Annotated in this window: 17 protein-coding genes and 1 pseudogene; 6 read left to right on the top strand and 12 right to left on the bottom strand. The window is 72.1% G+C overall.

Annotated features, from left to right (window positions below; all coding sequences use genetic code 11):
- The coding region (locus ACZ3UD_RS32310; protein WP_465595739.1) for an N-acetylglucosamine-6-phosphate deacetylase at positions 1 to 705 on the top strand (705 nt) is incomplete at its 5' end.
- A 63-nt stretch (positions 706 to 768) separates the two neighbouring features.
- On the opposite strand, the gene ACZ3UD_RS32305 is transcribed toward ACZ3UD_RS32310, so the two are convergent.
- Together ACZ3UD_RS32305 and ACZ3UD_RS32300 are read right to left on the bottom strand one after the other, a co-directional pair.
- Positions 769 to 1773, bottom strand: coding sequence for a carbohydrate-binding protein (locus ACZ3UD_RS32305; protein WP_465595736.1), 1005 nt, complete (start codon positions 1771 to 1773; stop codon positions 769 to 771).
- A gap of 201 nt (positions 1774 to 1974) precedes the next feature.
- Positions 1975 to 3768: a GGDEF domain-containing protein gene (locus ACZ3UD_RS32300; protein WP_465595733.1), complete on the bottom strand. Its 1794-nt coding sequence runs from the start codon at positions 3766 to 3768 to the stop codon at positions 1975 to 1977.
- A gap of 357 nt (positions 3769 to 4125) precedes the next feature.
- Here ACZ3UD_RS32300 and ACZ3UD_RS32295 point away from each other — a divergent pair.
- A pseudogene (locus tag ACZ3UD_RS32295) lies at positions 4126 to 4658 on the top strand (flavin reductase family protein).
- 16 nt (positions 4659 to 4674) lie between these two features.
- Here the strand turns inward: ACZ3UD_RS32295 and arfB are convergent.
- Complete coding sequence (gene arfB / locus ACZ3UD_RS32290) at positions 4675 to 5106, bottom strand: alternative ribosome rescue aminoacyl-tRNA hydrolase ArfB (protein WP_387632127.1); 432 nt, start codon at positions 5104 to 5106, stop codon at positions 4675 to 4677.
- A gap of 67 nt (positions 5107 to 5173) precedes the next feature.
- Between arfB and ACZ3UD_RS32285 the strand changes: the two genes are divergently transcribed.
- Both ACZ3UD_RS32285 and ACZ3UD_RS32280 read left to right on the top strand, forming a co-directional pair.
- Positions 5174 to 5671: a hypothetical protein gene (locus ACZ3UD_RS32285; protein ID WP_392902693.1), complete on the top strand. Its 498-nt coding sequence runs from the start codon at positions 5174 to 5176 to the stop codon at positions 5669 to 5671.
- Between the two features lie 164 nt (positions 5672 to 5835).
- Positions 5836 to 6411 carry a TerD family protein gene (locus ACZ3UD_RS32280; RefSeq protein ID WP_465595729.1) on the top strand — a complete coding sequence of 192 codons (576 nt, stop codon included), beginning with the start codon at positions 5836 to 5838 and terminating at the stop codon, positions 6409 to 6411.
- 96 nt (positions 6412 to 6507) lie between these two features.
- On the opposite strand, the gene ACZ3UD_RS32275 is transcribed toward ACZ3UD_RS32280, so the two are convergent.
- The 7 genes from ACZ3UD_RS32275 to ACZ3UD_RS32245 form a co-directional block, all read right to left on the bottom strand.
- A complete protein-coding gene (locus ACZ3UD_RS32275) occupies positions 6508 to 7734 on the bottom strand; it encodes a hypothetical protein (RefSeq protein WP_465595726.1) in 1227 nt (408 codons plus the stop codon).
- Positions 7735 to 7966: 232 nt separating this feature from the next.
- A complete protein-coding gene (locus ACZ3UD_RS32270) occupies positions 7967 to 8455 on the bottom strand; it encodes a DUF3180 domain-containing protein (protein WP_465595723.1) in 489 nt (162 codons plus the stop codon).
- A 178-nt stretch (positions 8456 to 8633) separates the two neighbouring features.
- Positions 8634 to 9233: a 2-amino-4-hydroxy-6-hydroxymethyldihydropteridine diphosphokinase gene (gene folK / locus ACZ3UD_RS32265; RefSeq protein ID WP_465595720.1), complete on the bottom strand. Its 600-nt coding sequence runs from the start codon at positions 9231 to 9233 to the stop codon at positions 8634 to 8636.
- Between the two features lie 43 nt (positions 9234 to 9276).
- Positions 9277 to 9636 (bottom strand): dihydroneopterin aldolase, encoded by a 360-nt coding sequence (gene folB, locus ACZ3UD_RS32260; protein ID WP_030288941.1) that lies wholly within the window; start codon positions 9634 to 9636, stop codon positions 9277 to 9279.
- Positions 9637 to 9883: 247 nt separating this feature from the next.
- Complete coding sequence (locus tag ACZ3UD_RS32255; protein WP_387624798.1) at positions 9884 to 10381, bottom strand: nuclear transport factor 2 family protein; 498 nt, start codon at positions 10379 to 10381, stop codon at positions 9884 to 9886.
- 10 nt (positions 10382 to 10391) lie between these two features.
- Entirely contained in the window at positions 10392 to 11273 is an 882-nt protein-coding gene (folP, locus tag ACZ3UD_RS32250; RefSeq protein ID WP_465595716.1) for a dihydropteroate synthase, read from the bottom strand.
- 75 nt (positions 11274 to 11348) lie between these two features.
- Positions 11349 to 13190, bottom strand: a complete 1842-nt coding sequence (locus ACZ3UD_RS32245) for a phosphatidylglycerol lysyltransferase domain-containing protein (protein WP_465595713.1) — start codon at positions 13188 to 13190, stop codon at positions 11349 to 11351.
- A 366-nt stretch (positions 13191 to 13556) separates the two neighbouring features.
- Here ACZ3UD_RS32245 and ACZ3UD_RS32240 point away from each other — a divergent pair, with 366 nt between their 5' ends.
- Together ACZ3UD_RS32240 and ACZ3UD_RS32235 are read left to right on the top strand one after the other, a co-directional pair.
- A complete protein-coding gene (locus ACZ3UD_RS32240) occupies positions 13557 to 14711 on the top strand; it encodes an alpha/beta hydrolase (RefSeq protein ID WP_465595711.1) in 1155 nt (384 codons plus the stop codon).
- Positions 14712 to 14838: 127 nt separating this feature from the next.
- The gene (locus tag ACZ3UD_RS32235; RefSeq protein ID WP_465595709.1) at positions 14839 to 15627 is read left to right on the top strand and encodes a ferritin-like domain-containing protein; all 789 of its coding nucleotides are present in this window, start codon (positions 14839 to 14841) and stop codon (positions 15625 to 15627) included.
- A 36-nt stretch (positions 15628 to 15663) separates the two neighbouring features.
- On the opposite strand, the gene folE is transcribed toward ACZ3UD_RS32235, so the two are convergent.
- Both folE and ftsH read right to left on the bottom strand, forming a co-directional pair.
- Complete coding sequence (gene folE / locus ACZ3UD_RS32230) at positions 15664 to 16269, bottom strand: GTP cyclohydrolase I FolE (protein ID WP_329883966.1); 606 nt, start codon at positions 16267 to 16269, stop codon at positions 15664 to 15666.
- Positions 16270 to 16374: 105 nt separating this feature from the next.
- A complete protein-coding gene (ftsH, locus tag ACZ3UD_RS32225) occupies positions 16375 to 18429 on the bottom strand; it encodes an ATP-dependent zinc metalloprotease FtsH (RefSeq protein ID WP_465595706.1) in 2055 nt (684 codons plus the stop codon).
- Between the last annotated feature and the right edge of the window lie 161 nt (positions 18430 to 18590).

Below are 18590 nucleotides of genomic sequence, written 5' to 3'. Positions count from 1 at the left end.
GCCCGCGGCCACGCCAGGATGGTCACCCTCGCCCCCGAACTCCCCGGCGGCCTCGACTCCGTGCGCATGCTCGCCGACCTCGGCGTCATCGCCGCCGTCGGCCACACCGACTCCGACTACGCCACCACCCTGGAGGCGATCGACGCCGGCGCCACCGTCGCCACCCACCTCTTCAACGCCATGCCCGGCATCGCCCACCGCGCCCCCGGCCCCATCGTCGCCCTGCTGGAGGACGAGCGGGTCACCGTCGAACTGATCAACGACGGCGTGCACCTGCACCCCTCCGTCCTCGACCTCGCCTACGGCACCGCCGGCGCCCACCGCGTCGCCCTGATCACCGACGCCATGGGCGCCGCCGGCATGGGCGACGGCCTCTACCCCCTCGGCCCTCTCCAGGTCGAGGTCACCAACGGTGTCGCCCGGCTGGTCGAGGGCGGGGCGATCGCCGGCTCCACCCTCACCCTGGACGTGGCGTTCAAGCGCTCGGTCACCGTCAACGGCCTGACCCTCAACCAGGCCGTCGAGTCGCTCTCCGCCACCCCGGCGCGGCTGCTCGGCCTCGCCGAGTCGATCGGCTCGCTGGAGACCGGCAAGCTCGCCGACCTGGTCGTGCTCGACTCTGACGGCTACGACCTGGTCGCCGTCATGCGCCGCGGCCGCTGGGTCCGCGGCGGCGAGACCTTCTCCACCGTCAAGTCCGCCTGAGCAACGGCAACGGCCGCCCTCCCCGGCAGGGGACGGGCGGCCGCGTCGTGTCCTGAGGCGGTCTCAGCTGCTCGGCTCGATCACGATCTGGTCGATCAGCACCGTCGCGCCGGGCGGCGCCATGAAGGTGACGCTGTTCTGGCCCGCCTGGAACTGCGGGAGTATGAACGTCGTGAACCACGAGGCCGACGGGTCCTTGCCGGCGTTGTAGTTCTTGTACGTGACGCCGCTCGGCCAGTCCTTCCCGTTGACCGACGCCGCACCCTTCACGTCCCCGCCGGGGTTGTTGTAGTGAATGCTCAGCTTGTACGTCCCGGCCGTGGCGATCTGACCGTTCCAGGTCACGGTGCCGCCCTGCTGGAGCGTCAGATAGCTGCCGTCGGCGGACTTGGCGCCCTTGACGCTGTTGCCGGACGGCGCGTTCTGGCCCTGCAACTGGCCGGCGTCCACGGTCGACGGCCCGTTGGTGGCGCCCGCGCTCGCCGAGGGGGAGGCCGTCCCGCTGGTGGCGCTGCTCGCCGGGGTGCTGGGGGCCGGCGGGGCGGTGGTCGTGGTGCCGCCGCCCTTGGCGTTCTTGTCGCCGTCCGGGTCGCCGGTGGAGAGCGCGATGCCGGCCCCGATCGCTATCGCCGCGACCACGGCGACCGCGCCGATCACCGCGCCCTTGCTCCGGCCGCTGCTCTGCCGCTCCTCCCCCGGCTGCGGCCGGGAGTGCTCGGCGTAGCGGGCCTGCTGGGTGGGCACGCCGTACTCGGCCTGCTGCTGCATGCCGGGCTGGCCGTACGGGGCCTGCTGCTGCGGCACCGGCTGCTGGCCGTACGGGCCGGGCTGGCCGTACGGCTGCTGCTGCGCACGCGGCGGCCCCCCTTGCTGGTAAGGCTGGCCGTACTGCGCACGCCCGACCTCCATCGGCCGGTTGTACGACGTCCGGGGCACGCCCTGCTGCGGTTCGGCCGGCTGCCCGGTGGAGCCGTCGGCCGGGCGGTAGAGGTAGCCGAACGGGTCGTCGTCCTGCGGGGCACCGCCCCCCTGGCCCTCGGGCACTCCGTTGTCGCCGGCGGTCGTCACGGTGGTCTGTTCCCCCATCCGGTGCGCGCCGCCGGGCTGCGGGCGGCGCAGATCATGGACGCTGTCGTACGGGGAACCCTACCTGCCGTAGCCGACGGCGAGAAAAGAGCCCTTGACAACTCGCGGGTAACCTGCGCGGCGCCGGATGCTCGGCACCCGACCGACCTCGGCAAACAGCCGATCGAAGCGCGGAGGGCCCCGTCAGCCCGCCCGCCGGTGCGAGCGCTCCCCGCGCGCCCCCCGCACCGCACCGCCACGGGCCCGCTTCTCGTCGTACATCCGCTCGTCCGCGGTGTGCAGCACCTCCTCGATGCTCATCCCGCAGCCTGCCCAGCCGACCCCCAGGCTCACCCCCACCCGCATCGCCCGCCCGTCGATCCGCATCGGCGGGATGATCGCGTTGCGCAGCCGGTGGGCGAGGTCCTTGGCCTCCTCGCGGCCGATCCCGTCGGCCAGCACCACGAACTCGTCGCCGCCGAGGCGGGCCACCGTGTCGCCGTCCCGGACCGCCCCGCTCAACCGCCGGGCCACCTCGACCAGCACCGCGTCGCCCGCGTTGTGCCCGAACCGGTCGTTGATCGACTTGAAGCCGTCCAGGTCGCAGAAGAGCACCGCGAGCCCCTTGTCCGCCGGGGCCGACGGGCCGGAGCGGAACGGCGCGGACCACGCGTCGCCGGCCGGCCCGTACTCGGCCGGGACCACGGCGTGCACGTGCTCCCCGTAGCCGGGGGTGAGGCCGGGCAGCAGGCCGCCGCCCTCGGCCGGCCCGTACCCGTGCACCGGCCCGGTGTACGGGTCCGCCCCCTCCAGGCCGTCGTACGCCGCGTGCGCGCTGTACGAGTCGGCCGGGTAGCCGTACGGGGGCGGGTAGGCGGCCTCGCCCGGCTTGGCCACGGTGCCGACCGGCTGCGACTCGGAGCAGAGCCGGCGGCCCAGCCGGGCCCTGAGCTCCGCGCCGTTGGGCAGGCCGGTGAGCGCGTCGTGGCTGGCCCGGTGGGCGAGCTGGAATTCGTGGCGCTTGCGGTCCTCGATGTCTTCGACGTGGGTGAGCAGGAAGCTCGGGCCCTCGGCCGCGTCCGCCACGATCGAATTGCGCAGGCAGACCCACTGGTAGCCGCCGTCCCGCCGGGACAGCCGCAGTTCCGCCCGGCCGCTCTCGGCGCTGGTGCGTTCCAACAGCGCCCGGTCCTCGGGGTGGACCAGGTCCGCGAAGCTCTGCTGGCGCAGCACCGCCCGGGGGCGGCCGAGCAGCCGACAGAGCGCGTCGTTGACCCTGGTCAGCTGGCCGCGCCCGGCGCCGTGAAGTTCGGTGATGGCCATCCCGCTCGGCGCGTACTCGAAGGCCTGGCGGAAGCTTTCCTCGCTGGCCCGCAGGGCCTGCTGTTCCTTCTCCAGCCGGGCCAGCGCGCGCTGCATCTCGGCTCGCAGCCGGGCGTTGCCGATCGCGATGGAGGCCTGCAGCGAGAACATCTCCAGCGCCTCGCGGGTCCAGGCCCCGGGCCGCTTGCCGCTGCGCGGGCGGTCCACCGAGAGGACGCCGAGCAGGTCGCCACCGGCGCTGTACATCGGGGCGAGCAGCCCGTCGGCGGGGTGCCAGTCGTTGGCGTAGACGGGCAGCGGGCCGTCCCCGATCCAGCGCGGGATGTCGCTGGCGACGGCCCAGCCGCGGTCGTACGGCAGGAAGCGCAGGGTGCCCCAGTGGTCGCTGACGCCGAGCAGCCGGTCCCAGGACTCCCGCGAGCCGACCTGGCCGAGCAGCACCGAGGGCCCGCCCATCGGGCTCTCCTCCAGCTCCCAGACCGCCGCCACCACGAGGTCGCCGTCCGGCCGGACCAGGCTGACCGCGGCGGCGTCGAAGCCGAGTCCGTGCACCGCGCCCTCGACGACGGCCTGCAGCGTGCCCGCCAGGCTGCGGGCAGCGTTGAGGTCCGCCACGACCCGGTGCAAGGTGCGGAGGGTCGCGAGACGGACGTACGGCTCCGACTCGGCTTCCATGCGGGGGCTCCCCGGCTGCTTCGGATAGTTCTTGATTGGTTATCGTCCGATTGCCAGAAGAACTGAATCACAGGGAGCACAGCATTCGGCACGCTCGGTCAGCAATAGGCCGCCACTTGTGACTTAAATCACACGACACTAATGCGTCCTTAATCAGTTCATCCGCCCCATAGCAGGACATAAGGCACTATCGGGACATTTCTCGTGGTCGACCGCATTGGCCGCACGCTGAAGCCCGCTGCACCCGCCGGTCGCCCGGCTTCACTCCTGAGGGTGAGTCCGCTCCGGTCCGGCCCGACCCGCACCGCTGGTCCTACGACCACGGCCCGATGCCGTTCCCCGCGGCCGCCAGCTACCGTGCGGTACGTGTACCCGTCCCCGCAGCCCGAAGCTGCCTCCCACGCCACGCCCGACGAATTCCGGGCAGCACTCTCCCAGCTCGCCGCCGGCGTGAGCCTGGTGACCGTCCACGACCCGGAGGACGGGGAGGACATCGGCATGACCGCCACGTCCTTCCTCTCGGTGTCGCTGGAGCCGCCGCTGGTGCTGATCTCGGTCCGCGAGGACTCCCGGATGGACGAGGTGCTCTCCCGGGTCGACACCTGGGCGGTCTCGGTGCTGGCGGAGGGGCAGAAGACGCTCGGCTCCCGCTTCGCCATGAAGGGCCGGCTCAGCGACCGGCTGCTGTTCGCGGACACCCCGCACCGGCGCGGCAGACCGGCGCCCCGCTGATCGAGGGCGCGCTGGCCACCGTCGAGTGCCGCACCGAACAGCGGATACCCGCGGGCGACCACACCCTGCTGGTCGGCCGCGTCCTGGAGGCCACGGTCCCCGCCCCCGGCGACCGCCCGCTGCTCTACTTCCGCGGCGGCTACCGCGCCCTCGGCTAGAGCCCCCGGACAGGCCCTAGTCCTGGCGCGGCGCCCGCCGACCCTGCTTCAGCTCGGAGCGCTGCCGCTTGTTGGACAGCCGCCGCTCGACCATCCCCCGACTCGGCCTGGTCGCCCGCCGGGCCTTCGGCGGCGGCGCGCACGCCTCGGTCAGCAGCGCCGCCAGGCGGGCCGCGGCCGCCTCCCGGTTGCGCCACTGCGAGCGGTACTCGGAGGCCTGGACCACCAGCACCCGGCCGTCCACCAGCCGGTGCGCCAGCCGCTCCACGGCACGCTCGCGCCACACCTCGGGCAGCGCCTTGGAGGCCGCCAGGTCGAAGCGCAGCTCAACCTTGGAGTCGGAGGTGTTGACGTGCTGGCCGCCGGGGCCGGAGGAACGCGAGAAGCGCCAGACGAGCTCGGCGTCGGGGACGACCACCGACCCCCGTACGCGGATGGGCTCGGGCATGCGCCCATCATCCCGCGCCGGGTGCGCCGGGTCACCCGGTTATCCGCACGCGCGCCGAACCCCGACAATGGCGTACGTGATCGAGCTCGGCTACTCCCTCTCCAACCGCTTCCCCGACCCCCCGCAGACCGACTACCGCACCGCCCCCGTGCGCTCGCTGCGCTACGACCTGTTCTGCGGCGACGTCTACCTGGACGCCGAGGGCGCCGAACTCTCCACCCGCTGGGGCTGGGTGCCGGTGCTGGACTTCGCCTGGGCACTGTGCGACATCGTCGAGCAGCTCGACCGCGACCCGGACGGCTCCCGGGCCGCCCGGGTGCAGACCGCCGACCTCGACTTCACCCAGAACACCGAGCTGCTGCGCTTCGCCCGCCGCTTCAACTGGGTGGAGATCACCGCCACCTGGCTGCGGGACGAACCGCCCGCCGTGGTGCGCCACAGCGAGCTGCGGCGCGAGGCCCGGGACTTCCTCCAGGACACCCTCGCCGACCTCTTCGACATGCACCCTGACCTGGCCGACAATCCGAACATCTGGTCGCTCCAGGGTCGCTTCCCCCGGATCTGAGCCCCGCCGCCCGAGCCCGCCGCCCGAGCCCGCCGCCCGACCGCCGCATTGCCATTCCTTTGCCCGGGTTTGATGTCACGCGAAGAATTCACGGACTCCGTGGAACCAAGCCACCGGAGTATCGCGTTGTCCCGGGAAAAGCGAACGAAGGGACTGCAATCGCCATGCCAGTGAGCCTCTCCAAGGGTGGCAACGTCTCGCTGACCAAGGAGGCCCCCGGCCTGTCCGCGGTGAGCGTCGGCCTGGGCTGGGACGTCCGCACCACGACCGGCGCCGAATTCGACCTCGACGCCAGCGCGATCGTCCTGAACGCGGACGGCAAGGTGCTGTCCAACGCCCACTTCGTCTTCTTCAACAACACCAGCACGCCGGACGCCACCGTCGTGCACACCGGTGACAACCGCACCGGCGAGGGCGCGGGCGACGACGAGTCGATCAACGTCAACCTGGCCGGCCTGCCGGCCGAGGCCGTCAAGATCACCTTCCCGGTCACCATCTACGACGGCGTCGCCCGCGGCCAGAACTTCGGCCAGGTCCGCAACGCCTACATCCGCGTGGTGAACGCCGGCGGCGGCGCCGAGATCGCCCGCTACGACCTCTCCGAGGACGCCGCCACCGAGACCGCGATGATCTTCGGCGAGCTCTACCGCAACAACGGCGAGTGGAAGTTCCGCGCCGTCGGCCAGGGCTACGCCTCCGGCCTGGCCGGCATCGCCCAGGACTTCGGCGTCCAGATCTGACGCCCCCCTCGCAGATCCGGCCTGCCCCGAAAAAGCCCGCGGCGCGGGAAGTCGATCCGTCCGACTTCCCGCGCCGCGGGCTTTCGCGCAGGCTCCTCAGCGCGAGGCGCGCAGCTGCGGCAGCTCGATCAGCTCGGTCTCGTCCTCCGGCGTCAGGTCCACCACGGTCGGCTCGCCCTGCTCCGGCTCATCGGCCGCGTCCGACGACGGCACGGGCCGCGAGGGCTGTCCGGACTGCGAGGGCCGCGCGCCGTTCGGCGCGGCCGACTCCGCCGCCTGCGCCTCGGCCTTCGCCTTCGCGGCGACCGCCTCGTCGCCCACCACGTCCGCCAGGTCCGCACGGTCCCCCAGCTCGGCGATGCTGCCCACCGCCGGCGCCGGAGCGGCCGCCCGTACCGCCGCACCCGAGGTGCGGCCGAAGAAGCTGAAGCCCTGCCCGCGCGCCTGCCCGGACTGCGCCGGGCGCGTCCGCTGCCGCTCGGCCGGCGCCACGGCCGGAACGCTCGGCGTCCCGCCGAGCTGACCGACCGTCGCGGTCAGCGCCGGGCGCTGCGCGGCGGGCTGCACCGGCTTCGGCTGCGCCAGGGCCTGGCCCGCCGGCGCCTGCGCCGGAGTGGGCACCGAGGGCGCGACCGGGGCGGGCACGGGCACCGGCTCGGGCGCCGGCGCGGTCGGGGCGGCCGGGGCGGCCGTGCCGATCAGCGACTGCGTCGCTGGCGCCCGCAGCGCGACCTCCGCGCCCGCCGGCACCTCGCCCGGCTTGCGGGGGGCCCGCTGCGCCTCCTGCTCCGCCGCCCGGCGCTCCAGCAGCCGCAGCACGGCCGCCGCGCGGACGAACGCGGCCGGGCTGGCCGGGTACTTCGGACGGCTCGCGGCGAGCGCCCGCTGGGCTGCCTCGGCCTCCTTGAGCGCCTGCTCGGCCACCGTCACGGCCCGCTCCCGCAGCAGCCGGGCGATCTCGGTCTCGGCCTTCGCCAGCCGCGACTTCTCCGCCGTCAGCCGCCGCCCGAACCGGGTGGCCCGCTCCTCGGCGACCTCGGCCGCGTACTCGGCCTCGGCCAACTGCTCCTCGAAGCGCTCCTCGGCGCGCATCCGCTGCGCGGCGGACATCTCGGCGGCCGCCCGGGCCGCCTTGTCCCGCTGGCGCAGCAGCAGTGCGAAGCCGAGCACCGCGATCAGCGCCGCGACGCCCACCGAGCGCACCAGGACGGTGTCCTGACTGAAAAGCAGAGCGGCCAGCGCGGCGACCAGCAGTACGCCGGCGGCGGTGGGGGGAAGGACCCGGCCGAGGACGGAGGAATGACGGTGGCGTCCGCGAGACATGCCAAGAAACTAGCGTGCGAATTGGGGGCCTGTCAGCCCAGGGTCCCCTTCCGCCCTTGACAGGGTGCCGTTTTTACCGCACGTGCCCGGCTTTTCACTCAAGATCACGAAAGATGGCCTGCTCAGCGATGTCCCGGCGTCGGCGGGCCGATACCCCGCCGATACCCCGCCGACGACCCACCGACGACCCACCGACGACCCACCGATGACCGGCTTCCGATCCGCGGACGTCTCAGCGGTGCGAGGCCGCCGGCCCGCTCGGGTCGTCGTGGTTCTCCGGCAGCTTGCACACGTGCTGGAGCCAGAGCGCCGCCGCGATCACCGCGGCCCCCGCCAGCACCGCGAGCCCGGCCGTGACGGCCTGGTCCTTGCGGGCCGACACGTCCAGCTCGCCGAGCAGGTAGATCCCGGCCCCGGCGTAGATCCCGGTGACCACCGAGGAGACCAGCGCGCTGGCCTGTCCCAGCACCACCGCGCGGGCCGCCAGCAGCGGGTCGACCCGCTTCGCACCGGGCTGCCGCTCGCGCACCGCCTTCAGCCGGGACCGCAGCGAGATCGTGGTCGCCAGCAGGATCACCGCCACCGCCGCCAGCACCACCGGAGCCGCGGCCGGCACTGCCGGCAGCGTGTCCAGGGAGGCCCACAGCTTGGAACCGGCCCAGGACAGCGCCGTCGTCGCGGCGGTGATGCCGATCAGCAGGCGGAGGCGAAGCAGCTTCACGCGGAGGAGGTCCTTCCCGGGGTACCAGAGCCCGCCGGCCGGCCGGTGGCCCGGCGCGGCGACGCCAGGCCACCGTACCGGGCCGGGCCGGGCGGACATCTACTCGTACGGCCGGGCCCCCTGGCCGAGTTCCCCGGCCCACCCGGCCGACCGGTAGCGGGCGCGTCTCTCGTGGGGGCTACTCCGGCAGGGTCAGCCGGATGTCGTCGCGCCGCTTCACGCCCTGCGCGTCCGGACCGCCGAGCGCCGCCAGCAGCGCGGCGACCTGCCCGTGCCCGGGCACCTCGGCCTCCGGCTGGGCGTCCAGCCACGGGGCGAGCACGAAGACCCGCTCGTGCGAGCGCGGGTGCGGCAGCACCAGCTGCGGGTCGTCGCTGACCACGCCCTCGTAGGCCAGGATGTCGACGTCCAGGGTGCGCGGACCCCAGCGGACCTCGCGGACCCGCCCGAAGGCGTCCTCGATCGCGTTGCCGCGCTCCAGCAGGTCCCGCGGGGGCAGCGAGGTACGGAGCACGACCACCGCGTTGTAGTAGTTGGGCTGCTCGTCCGGGCCGCCGACGGCCTCGGTCTCGTAGACCGCCGAGACGGCCTTGATCCTCAGCCCGGGGGTGTCGGCGAGCGCGTCGACGGCACCCTGCAGGGTGTCCAGCCGGTTGCCCAGGTTGCTGCCGAGCGCGATCACCGCGCAGCGCTGGCTGTGCAGCGTGGTGTCGGCGGAGTCCACCCGGCTCTCCAGGTCGAACGCGTTCGGCTCGGCGATCGGGTCACTGCTGTTCATCGAAGAAATCCCTCTGCATCGGAAACCAGGCGCGCGGTGGGGGTCATGCGCGGCCCCGGTGGATGGTCACGGTCACGTCGTCGAACGGCACGGTGATCGGGGCGTCCGGCTTGTGCACGGTGACCTCGACCTCCTCGACCGCGTCGTGCTTCAGGCACTGGTCGGCGATGCGCTGGGCCAGCGTCTCGATCAGGTCGACCGGTTCCCCGGCGATGATCGCGGTGACCTCCTCGGCCACGATGCCGTAGTGCGCCGTGCGGGTGAGGTCGTCTCCGGACGCGGCAGGGCGGGTGTCCAGGTACAGCACGAGATCGACCACGAAGGTCTGGCCCTCGACGCGCTCGCGCTCGAAGACGCCGTGGTGGCCCCGGGCTCGCAGCCCCCGCAGGGTGACGCGGTCCAGCAAACGAATCACTGCTCCCAGTCGGACGGGCCCCGCCCGGAGAAAGGCATGGACGGGCAGGGCGACGGCGGGCAGCACACCCGCCACTCCGTTTCGAATCTACCCGCGAGCGCGGACAACGCCTGACCGTCCTACCCGGCACGAACCGTCGCCACGCGCACCGATTCGGCGATTGACGTGAACGTTCGGTGACCACTCGGAAATTCCCCGGCGACGGTTCGGCGCCGATTTTCCGCGACCGTGGAAATCAGTCCTCGTCGTCCTCGTCACCGCTGGTCAGAACGGGTGAACCGTGGTGCGACCAGAGCTTCCAGCCGGCCGGGGTGCGGCGGAACAGATTGCTGGAGACGACCTTTCCGCCGACCAGCGGCCCGAGTTCCCCCTCCTCCTCCGCCTCGCCGCCGGAGAGGATGTTCTCGGTGCACGTGACAAGGGCCACATCTCCGTGGACCTCGGCCTCGACATCGGTCAGGAAGAACTGGATGTACTCCGTGTTCATCATGATCAGCATGTACGAGCGGGTCACCTGCGCCCGCCCGCGCAGCACCGGCCAGCCGGGGTGCACGCACACCACGCCGCCCTTGTCGTCGGCGTACTCCGGGCCCAGCCAGGCCTCCTCGACCGCCTCGACGTCACCCCGCTCCAGCGCCTCGTAGAACCCCCGGTTCGCCGCGAGCACCGCCTCCAGGTCCACCTCGTGGGCCTTTCCGGCCGCCGCGCCGCTCAACCTGCCGTCACCTGTCACAGACCCTCCCTCACCCCAGCCGCGCCGCGCGCTGCCAGGCCGCGACCACCCGGACGGCGTCCGCCGTACCGGACACGTCGTGCACCCGTACCGCCCAGGCACCGGCCTGGGCCGACAGCACCGAGACCGCGGCGGTCGCGTCGTCCCGCTCGCGGGCCGGGCGCAGCTCCCCGGTTTCCGGGTCGGCGAGCAGCGTACCCAGGAACCGCTTGCGCGAAGCGGCGACGAGCACGGGACGGCCGAGCGCGATGAGCGCGTCCAGTCGGCCGAGCAGCGCCCAGTTGTGCCCGGCGGTCTTGGCGAAGCCGAGCCCCGGGTCGAGGATCAGCTGGTCCTCCTTGACCCCGGCGGCCAGCAGGGCGTCCATCCGGTCGGTCAGCTCGGCGATCACGTCGGTGACCACGTCGTCGTAGACGGCCAGCCGGTCCATGTCGGCGGACTGCCCGCGCCAGTGCATCACCACGAAGGGCGCGCCGGTCTCGGCGACCACCCGGGCCATCGCCGGGTCGGCGAGCCCGCCGGAGACGTCGTTGACGATCGCGGCGCCGGCCTCCACGGCCCGCTCGGCGACCGAGGCCCGCATGGTGTCGACGGACACGACCATCCCGGCGGCGGCGAGCTCGCGCACCACCGGCAGCACCCGGCGCAGTTCCTCCTCCTCGGGCACCCGCTGCGAGCCGGGCCGGGTGGACTCGCCACCGACGTCCACCAGGTCCGCGCCGCGGGCGCGCAGGGCCAGCCCGTGCGCGATCGCCCTGGCGGGGTCGAACCAGAGCCCGCCGTCCGAGAAGGAGTCGGGCGTGACGTTGACCACGCCCATCACCGCGCAGCGGTCGAGCCGCGGCAGTCCGGCCGGCGGGGAGAAGGACGGCGAATCGTTCATGCTGCCCATTATCGACCGGACCATTATCGAACGGGGCCCCTGCCGAGCGTTCTCGGCAGGGGCCCCGGACGGTGTCGAGGAGCCTCAGGCGGCCTCGGTGGCCTCACGGGTCGACGGGACGGGCATCAGGCCCTCCCGCTGGCGCTTGCGGCCGAAGCGCGGCATGCCCAGGGTGATGAAGGCTTCCGCCTGCATCGCGGCGAAACCGATCCGCGGCAGGTCCCGGGTGTTCGGGAAGACCAGGAAGCGCGGCTCCCACTCGGGCTGGAACTTGGCGTTGAACTTGTACAGCGACTCGATCTGGAACCAGCGGGACAGGAAGACCAGCAGTCCGCGCCAGGCGCGCAGCACCGGGCCGGCGCCGATCCGCTCGCCGCGGGCCAGCGCCGAGCGGAACATCGCGAAGTTGAGCGACACCCGGCGGATGCCCATGGCGCCCACGGCCTGCAGGGCGGCGACGATCAGCAGCTCGTTCAGGCCCGGGTCGGCGGCGCGGTCGCGGCGCATCAGCTCCAGCGAGATGCCGTCCGGCCCCCAGGGCACGAAGTGCAGCACGGCCTTCAGGTCGTCGCCGCTCTCGCCCTCCTCCGGGGTCTTGTGGGCGGTGACCACGACGCAGTCGTCGTCCAGCGGGTCGCCGAAGCGGCCCAGGGCCATCGAGAAGCCGCGCTCGGTGTCGGTGCCGCGCCAGCGGGCGGCGGCGTCGGCGATCCGGTACTTCTCCTCCGCGGTGAGCTCGGAGACCCGGCGCACCTTGCAGGAGTAGCCGTTGCGCTCGATCCGCTTGACCATCTGGCGCACGTTGCGCATGGCGCGGCCGGCCATCGAGAAGGTCGAGGTGTCGACGATCGCCTCGTCGCCCAGCTCCAGCGCGTCCAGGCCCGCCTCACGGGTCCAGACCTCGCCGCCGACCTCGCTGCAGCCCATCACGGCCGGCACCCAGGCGTGCTCGCGGGCCTCGGCCATGAACACCTTGATCGCGCCCGGCCAGGCCTCGACGTCGCCGACCGGGTCGCCGGAGGCCAGCATCACGCCGGAGACCACCCGGTAGGAGATCGCGGCCTTGCCGGTGGGCGAGAACAGCACGCTCTTGTCGCGGCGCAGCGCGAAGTAGCCGAGCGAGTCGCGCTCGCCGTGCCGCTTGAGCAGCTCGCGGACCTTGTCCTCGTCCTCGGCGGTGAGCTCCGGCTTCGGCTTGCCGGGGCGCAGCGCCAGGTAGGCGGTGGTGAAGGCGGTCAGCAGGCCGAGCCCGCCGAGCAGGTAGGCCACCAGGTCGGACATCCGCTCGTTGGTGTAGCGGATCGGGCCCTCGAAGCCGAACAGTCCGTACCCGACGTGCTGCAGCCGCTCCGTGGTCGCCGGGTGCCCGAGCTCGTACCGGGTGCGGGTGCTCACGATCAGCAGGCCGAGCAGCACGCTGAGGGCGCCCATCACGACCAGGTTGACCACCGCGCCCCAGCGGGTGCGCGGGTCGGCCTTGGCGTAGAACTCGCGCTGGTGCACCAGCATCACGGCGAGGACCACCAGCGAGACGACCGCCGGGCCGACCTGGTGCCAGCGGACGATGTGCAGCGCGGCGCTGACCGGCAGCAGCACGCAGACCGCGCGCCAGGCCCGCCGCTTGCGGCGGCGCAGTGCGTGCGCCAGCGGCACCAGCAGGATGCCGACCATCAGCGTGCCGACCGCGGCCAGGCTGGTGGTGCCGCCCGGCAGCTGCCCGGCGAAGGTGTGCATCTTGGAGTGTCGAAGCTTGGGGAACACCGCGCTGGCGATGTCCACCAGCCCGATCAGCAGACAGGCGTAGCCGACCGCTCCCGGGAGCCAGGCCCTCGGGACGGCGGCCGCCTGGTTGCGCAGCGTCTGCAGACCGCGCCGACGGGGCGGCGGCTGCTCGGGGCTCGGCTCAACGGACACGGGAACGCTCATGGAAGCTCAGGGTAGAGGCTGCGGGGCGGTGTCCGGTCACTCCGGGGGAGCACGTGTGATGGACCTTCATGCCTATTCCTTCATCAGGCCATGCGCATACCAAGGATCCGGAAACGGTAGGTAAACCGGTGCCGTGGCGCGCTGCGGTTGAGCCGGGGGTGGGAGCCCGGGGCCCGCCGGCGCGTGGCGGGTCGGGGCCCTCCGGTACGCGTTACGTACGGTGGACGCCGCATTCTAGGGCGCCGGTTGCCCCCGGCCTCCCCCACCCTCCCGGGCGCCCGGTCGGCCTAGCAGCGGTGGCCCGGCCTGACGGACCGCCAGACGATGAAGCCTGCACCGACAGCGTCCCAGCGGAAGGCCGACGGCATGGAACTGACCAGCGACGCACTGGTGAACTCGCTGCTCGCTCTCGGCGCCGCGACCCTTCTCACCACCCTGTGGATCTGGCCCCGGCTGGCCCGGCAGCGCCCGCTGCCGGTGCTCGGCCGGATCGGCCTGCTGACGGCCGTTCAGGTGTCGATCGTGGCAGTGCTGGCGCTGTCGGTGAACAACTCCTTCGGCTTCTACACCTCCTGGGACGACCTGCTCGACCCCGGCAGCACCAAGCTCGCGCTGACCAGCAACGAGAACCACAAGGGCGGCACCCCGGTCTCCGAGCAGCTGATCCAGCCGACCGGCGAGGGCGGCCTGGAGACCATCGGCGACCTGCCCAAGGGCACGCCCGAGGAGGTCGGCAAGATCGAGTCGGTCCGGGTCAGCGGCAAGGAGACCGGCTTCGCCGACCAGATGTTCGTCTACCTGCCGCCCGAGTACTTCGACCCGAAGTTCGCCCTGGTCCGCTTCCCCGCCGTGGTGGCCATCGCCGGCTACCCGGGCACCACCCTGAACCTGATGAAGGAGCTGCCGCTGCTGCAGACCGCGATCGAGCTGCAGCACTCCGGCAAGATGCCGCCGACCGTCCTGGTGCTGGCCCGCCCGGCGGTCGTCCCGTCCCGGGACACCGAGTGCGTGGACGTCCCCGGCGGGCCCCGCACCGAGACCTGGTTCGTCAAGGACCTGCCCGAGGCGCTGCACAGCACCTACCGGCTCGGGCGCTCGGCCGGTTCCTGGGGCCTGATCGGCTACTCCACCGGCGGCAGCTGCGCGATGCGCCTGTCGATGCGCTTCCCGAACGTCTACGGCAACGCGGCCGGCCTGCACGGCGACGTCTCGGTGCGCCAGGACCAGTACACCGGCGGCGACCTCTTCAACGGCGACAAGACGCTGACGCAGCAGCACGACCTCGGCTGGCGGCTGCAGAACCTCCCGGCCCCGCCGGTCAACCTGCTGGTGGTCTCCACCCGCAAGGAGTCGGACTACCCGCTGACCGTCCAGTTCGTCGACCAGGCCGCCCGGGTCGCCGCGGCCAATCCGCAGTTCAAGGTCGAGTCGCTCTACCTGGACGACGGCGGCCACAACTTCGACAGCTGGACCAGGGAGCTGCCCGCCTCGCTCGAATGGCTGGGCTCGCACCTGGGGTGACCGGCGCTGGCGCGTGTGGGTGATTACCCGCCGGTCGGCCGGGCCGGCCGACGGCTCGGGGGGAACGTATCGCGGCCGCCCGTCCGACTTTCCGCGGGCACCGCCCCGGATCCGCGCAGGAGGCGCCGTGCTGAGCACCCGCTCGCTCTTCAACGAGATCTACCGGAACGACCAGGCCTACCAGCTGTTCTGCAGCATCGCGGCCGACGGCGAGGACCAGGGCGGCTGGGAGAACGAGCGGATCACCGCCCTCACCCGGGACCCGGTCCTGGCTCCGAAGGTCGCCCGGCACGGCGCGGACGAACGCAAGCACGGCCGGATCTTCACCCAGCTGCTGGACAAGCGCGGCCTGCCCAAGGTGCCCGTCCCGGACGAGGCCGACTACTGCATGCTGCTGGAGCGCCAGGGCATCGGGCTCTCGCACGAGCGGCTGAACAGCGACGTCCCGCTGACCGACCGCGAGATCATCACCTACCTCGCGCACAGCCGGGTCACCGAACAGCGCGCCGCCGAGCAGATGCGCCGGCTGGTCAAGGTGTACGGGGACAACCCGGATCTCGGCCGGGCGATGCGGATGATCTCCGCCGACGAGGACAACCACCTCGCATACTGCCACGAGGAGCTGCTGCGGCTGCGGGCCGAGGGCCACGGCCCGTACATCCGGCACACCCTGGAGACCAGCGCCCGCGGCGAGATCCGCACCCACCGGGACGTCGGGCTCGCGGTCACCGCCCGGATGGCGCGGATCCTGCGCTGGCCACGCTGGCAGCTCGCGGTGGTCACCCTCGGGGTGCACGCGCTGTACCTGTACGACCGCGCCTTCGGCTGGCGCCGGATGGTCACCCTGCGGATGCCCGAGCGCCGCAACGCGCTGGGCACTCCGGCTCCGCCGCACGCGGAGCACGAAGTGCCCTGAGCCGTCCGCCTGCCGGCCACTTGCCGGCCGGGGCCGCTACCGGCCGATGATGAGGCTCATCGCCTCGGCCCGGGTGGCCGGGTCGCGCAGCTGGCCGCGCACGCAGGAGGTGATGGTCTTGGCGCCGGGCTTGCGGATGCCGCGCATCGACATGCACATGTGCTCGCACTCGACCACGACGATCGCCCCGCGCGGCTCCAGGATCCGCATCAGCGCGTCGGCCACCTGGCTGGTCAGCCGCTCCTGCACCTGCGGGCGGCGGGCGTAGACGTCGACCAGCCGGGCCAGCTTGGACAGGCCGGTGATCTTGCCGCTGGTGGACGGGATGTACCCAACGTGCGCCACCCCGCGGAACGGCACCAGGTGGTGCTCGCAGACCGAGGTCAGCTCGATGTCCTTGACCAGCACCATCTCGTCGTGGCCGAGGTCGAAGGTGGTGGTCAGGACCTCCTCCGGCTCCTGCCACAGACCCGCGAATATCTCCTTGTAGGCCCGCGCCACCCGGGCCGGGGTCTCCAGCAGGCCCTCGCGGTCCGGGTCTTCCCCCACGGCGAGCAGCAGCTCGCGGATGGCGTTCTCGGCCCGCTTCTGGTCGAAGGTCCCGACGGCGGGCGGACCGTCGAGCGTCACCGGGTCGATCATGCATGCCTCGCTTACTTGTGGGAAAACTGGCTGAACAGCACGGATGCCGCGCCTCCAGGGTACAAACCCTGGTGACGCGGCATCCATTCCGTATGGGTGCCCTGCTCAGCTCTCGGTCGGCGGCTCGGCGGCCGGCAGCGGCGGGAGCTTCACGACGTCCACCGGAGCGTTGTCGACGGCGGCGGCACCGTTGGTGAGCGCCAGCTCCTTCGGCGACTGCACCGGCGGCCGGGTGGACGGCGTACGACGGGTGGAGCCCGTCCAGGCCGGCCGGGCCGGGCGCTTGACCACGGGGGCGAAGATCTCGGCGATCTGCTCCTTGTTCAGGGTCTCCTTCTCCAGGAGCTCCAGAACCAGGTTGTCGAGCACGTCGCGGTTCTCGACCAGGATCTCCCAGGCCTCGTTGTGCGCGCTCTCGATGAGCTTCTTGACCTCCTCGTCGACCAGCGCGGCGACCTCTTCCGAGTAGTCGCGCTGGTGGCCCATCTCACGGCCCAGGAACGGCTCCGAGTTGTCGCTGCCGAACTTGATCGCGCCCAGGCGCTCGGTCATGCCGTACTGGGTGACCATGGCCCGCGCGGTGGCGGTGGCCTTCTCGATGTCGTTCGAGGCGCCGGTGGTCGGGTCGTGGAAGACCAGTTCCTCCGCCGCGCGCCCGCCCAGCATGTAGGCCAGCTGGTCCAGCATCTCGTTGCGGGTGGTGGAGTACTTGTCCTCGTCCGGCAGCACCATGGTGTAGCCGAGGGCCCGGCCGCGGGACAGGATGGTGATCTTGTGCACCGGGTCGCTGTACTGGCAGGCCGCCGCGACCAGGGCGTGACCGCCCTCGTGGTACGCGGTGATCTTCTTCTCCTTGTCGGACATGATCCGCGTGCGCTTCTGCGGACCGGCCACGACGCGGTCGATCGCCTCGTCCAGGATGCCGTTGTCGATCAGCTTCTTGTCCGAGCGGGCGGTCAGCAGCGCGGCCTCGTTGAGCACGTTCGAGAGGTCGGCGCCGGTGAAGCCGGGGGTGCGCTTGGCGACGGCCGACAGGTCGACGTCGGGCGCGATCGGCTTGCCCTTCTGGTGCACCTTGAGGATGTCCAGGCGGCCCTGGAGGTCGGGGCGCTCCACCGCGATCTGACGGTCGAAGCGGCCCGGGCGCAGCAGCGCCGGGTCCAGGATGTCGGGGCGGTTGGTCGCGGCGATCAGGATCACGCCGCCCTTGACGTCGAAGCCGTCCATCTCGACCAGCAGCTGGTTGAGGGTCTGCTCGCGCTCGTCGTGGCCGCCGCCGAGGCCGGCACCGCGGTGCCGGCCGACGGCGTCGATCTCGTCGACGAAGACGATCGCCGGGGCGTTCGCCTTGGCCTGCTCGAACAGGTCGCGGACCCGGCTGGCACCGACACCGACGAACATCTCGACGAAGTCCGAGCCGGAGATGGAGTAGAACGGCACCCCGGCCTCGCCCGCGACGGCACGCGCCAGCAGGGTCTTACCGGTACCGGGCGGGCCGTAGAGCAGCACGCCCTTGGGGATCTTGGCGCCGACGGCCTGGAACTTGGCCGGCTCCTGCAGGAACTCCTTGATCTCGTGGAGTTCCTCGACCGCCTCGTCGGCACCGGCGACGTCGGCGAAGGTGGTCTTCGGGGTGTCCTTGGTCAGCAGCTTGGCCTTGGACTTGCCGAACTGCATGACGCGGGAGCCGCCGCCCTGCATCTGGTTCATCAGGAACAGGAAGACCAGGACGATGATCACGATCGGCAGCATCGACAGCAGCAGGCTGACGAAGGTGCTCTGCTTCTCCGGGCTGACGGTGTAGCCCTCGGCGAGTGTGTTCGGGTCCTTGTCGTTGATCTGGGCCTGGAGCTTGTCGGCGATCGCGACACCCTGGTCGCCGATGTACGAGGCCTGGAACTTGCTGCCGGACGGGGCCTTGCCCGTGCCGGCGGGGGACAGCGTGGCGCCGTCCTTCAGCTGGATCTTGATCGTGTTCGAGTCACCAGTGGTGATCTGCGCGGACTTGACATTGTGCGCGTCGATCGCCGCGACGACCTGACCGGTGTCCACCGTCTTGTAGCCGTTCGAGTCCGAAACGACCTGCATCAGTACGATGACGGCGAGGACGGCCAGCACGATCCACATGATCGGCGCACGGAAGTATCGCTTGACGTCCATCCATGCGGGGCGTTGCCGCCCCGTCCCTCCTGCCACTCAACGGCGCCGGGAGGCTGGTGGGCCGCGGCGCATCCGGTCGGTGCTCATGTGAAGAGCGGTTTATTGGACCGTACCGCAGTCGGACCCGCCAGTGGCGGGAGCGCAGCGACACGGCTGTCGTT

Source organism: Kitasatospora sp. NPDC023118, assembly GCF_055560875.1.
This window is presented reverse-complemented; position numbering and strand designations above follow the sequence as displayed.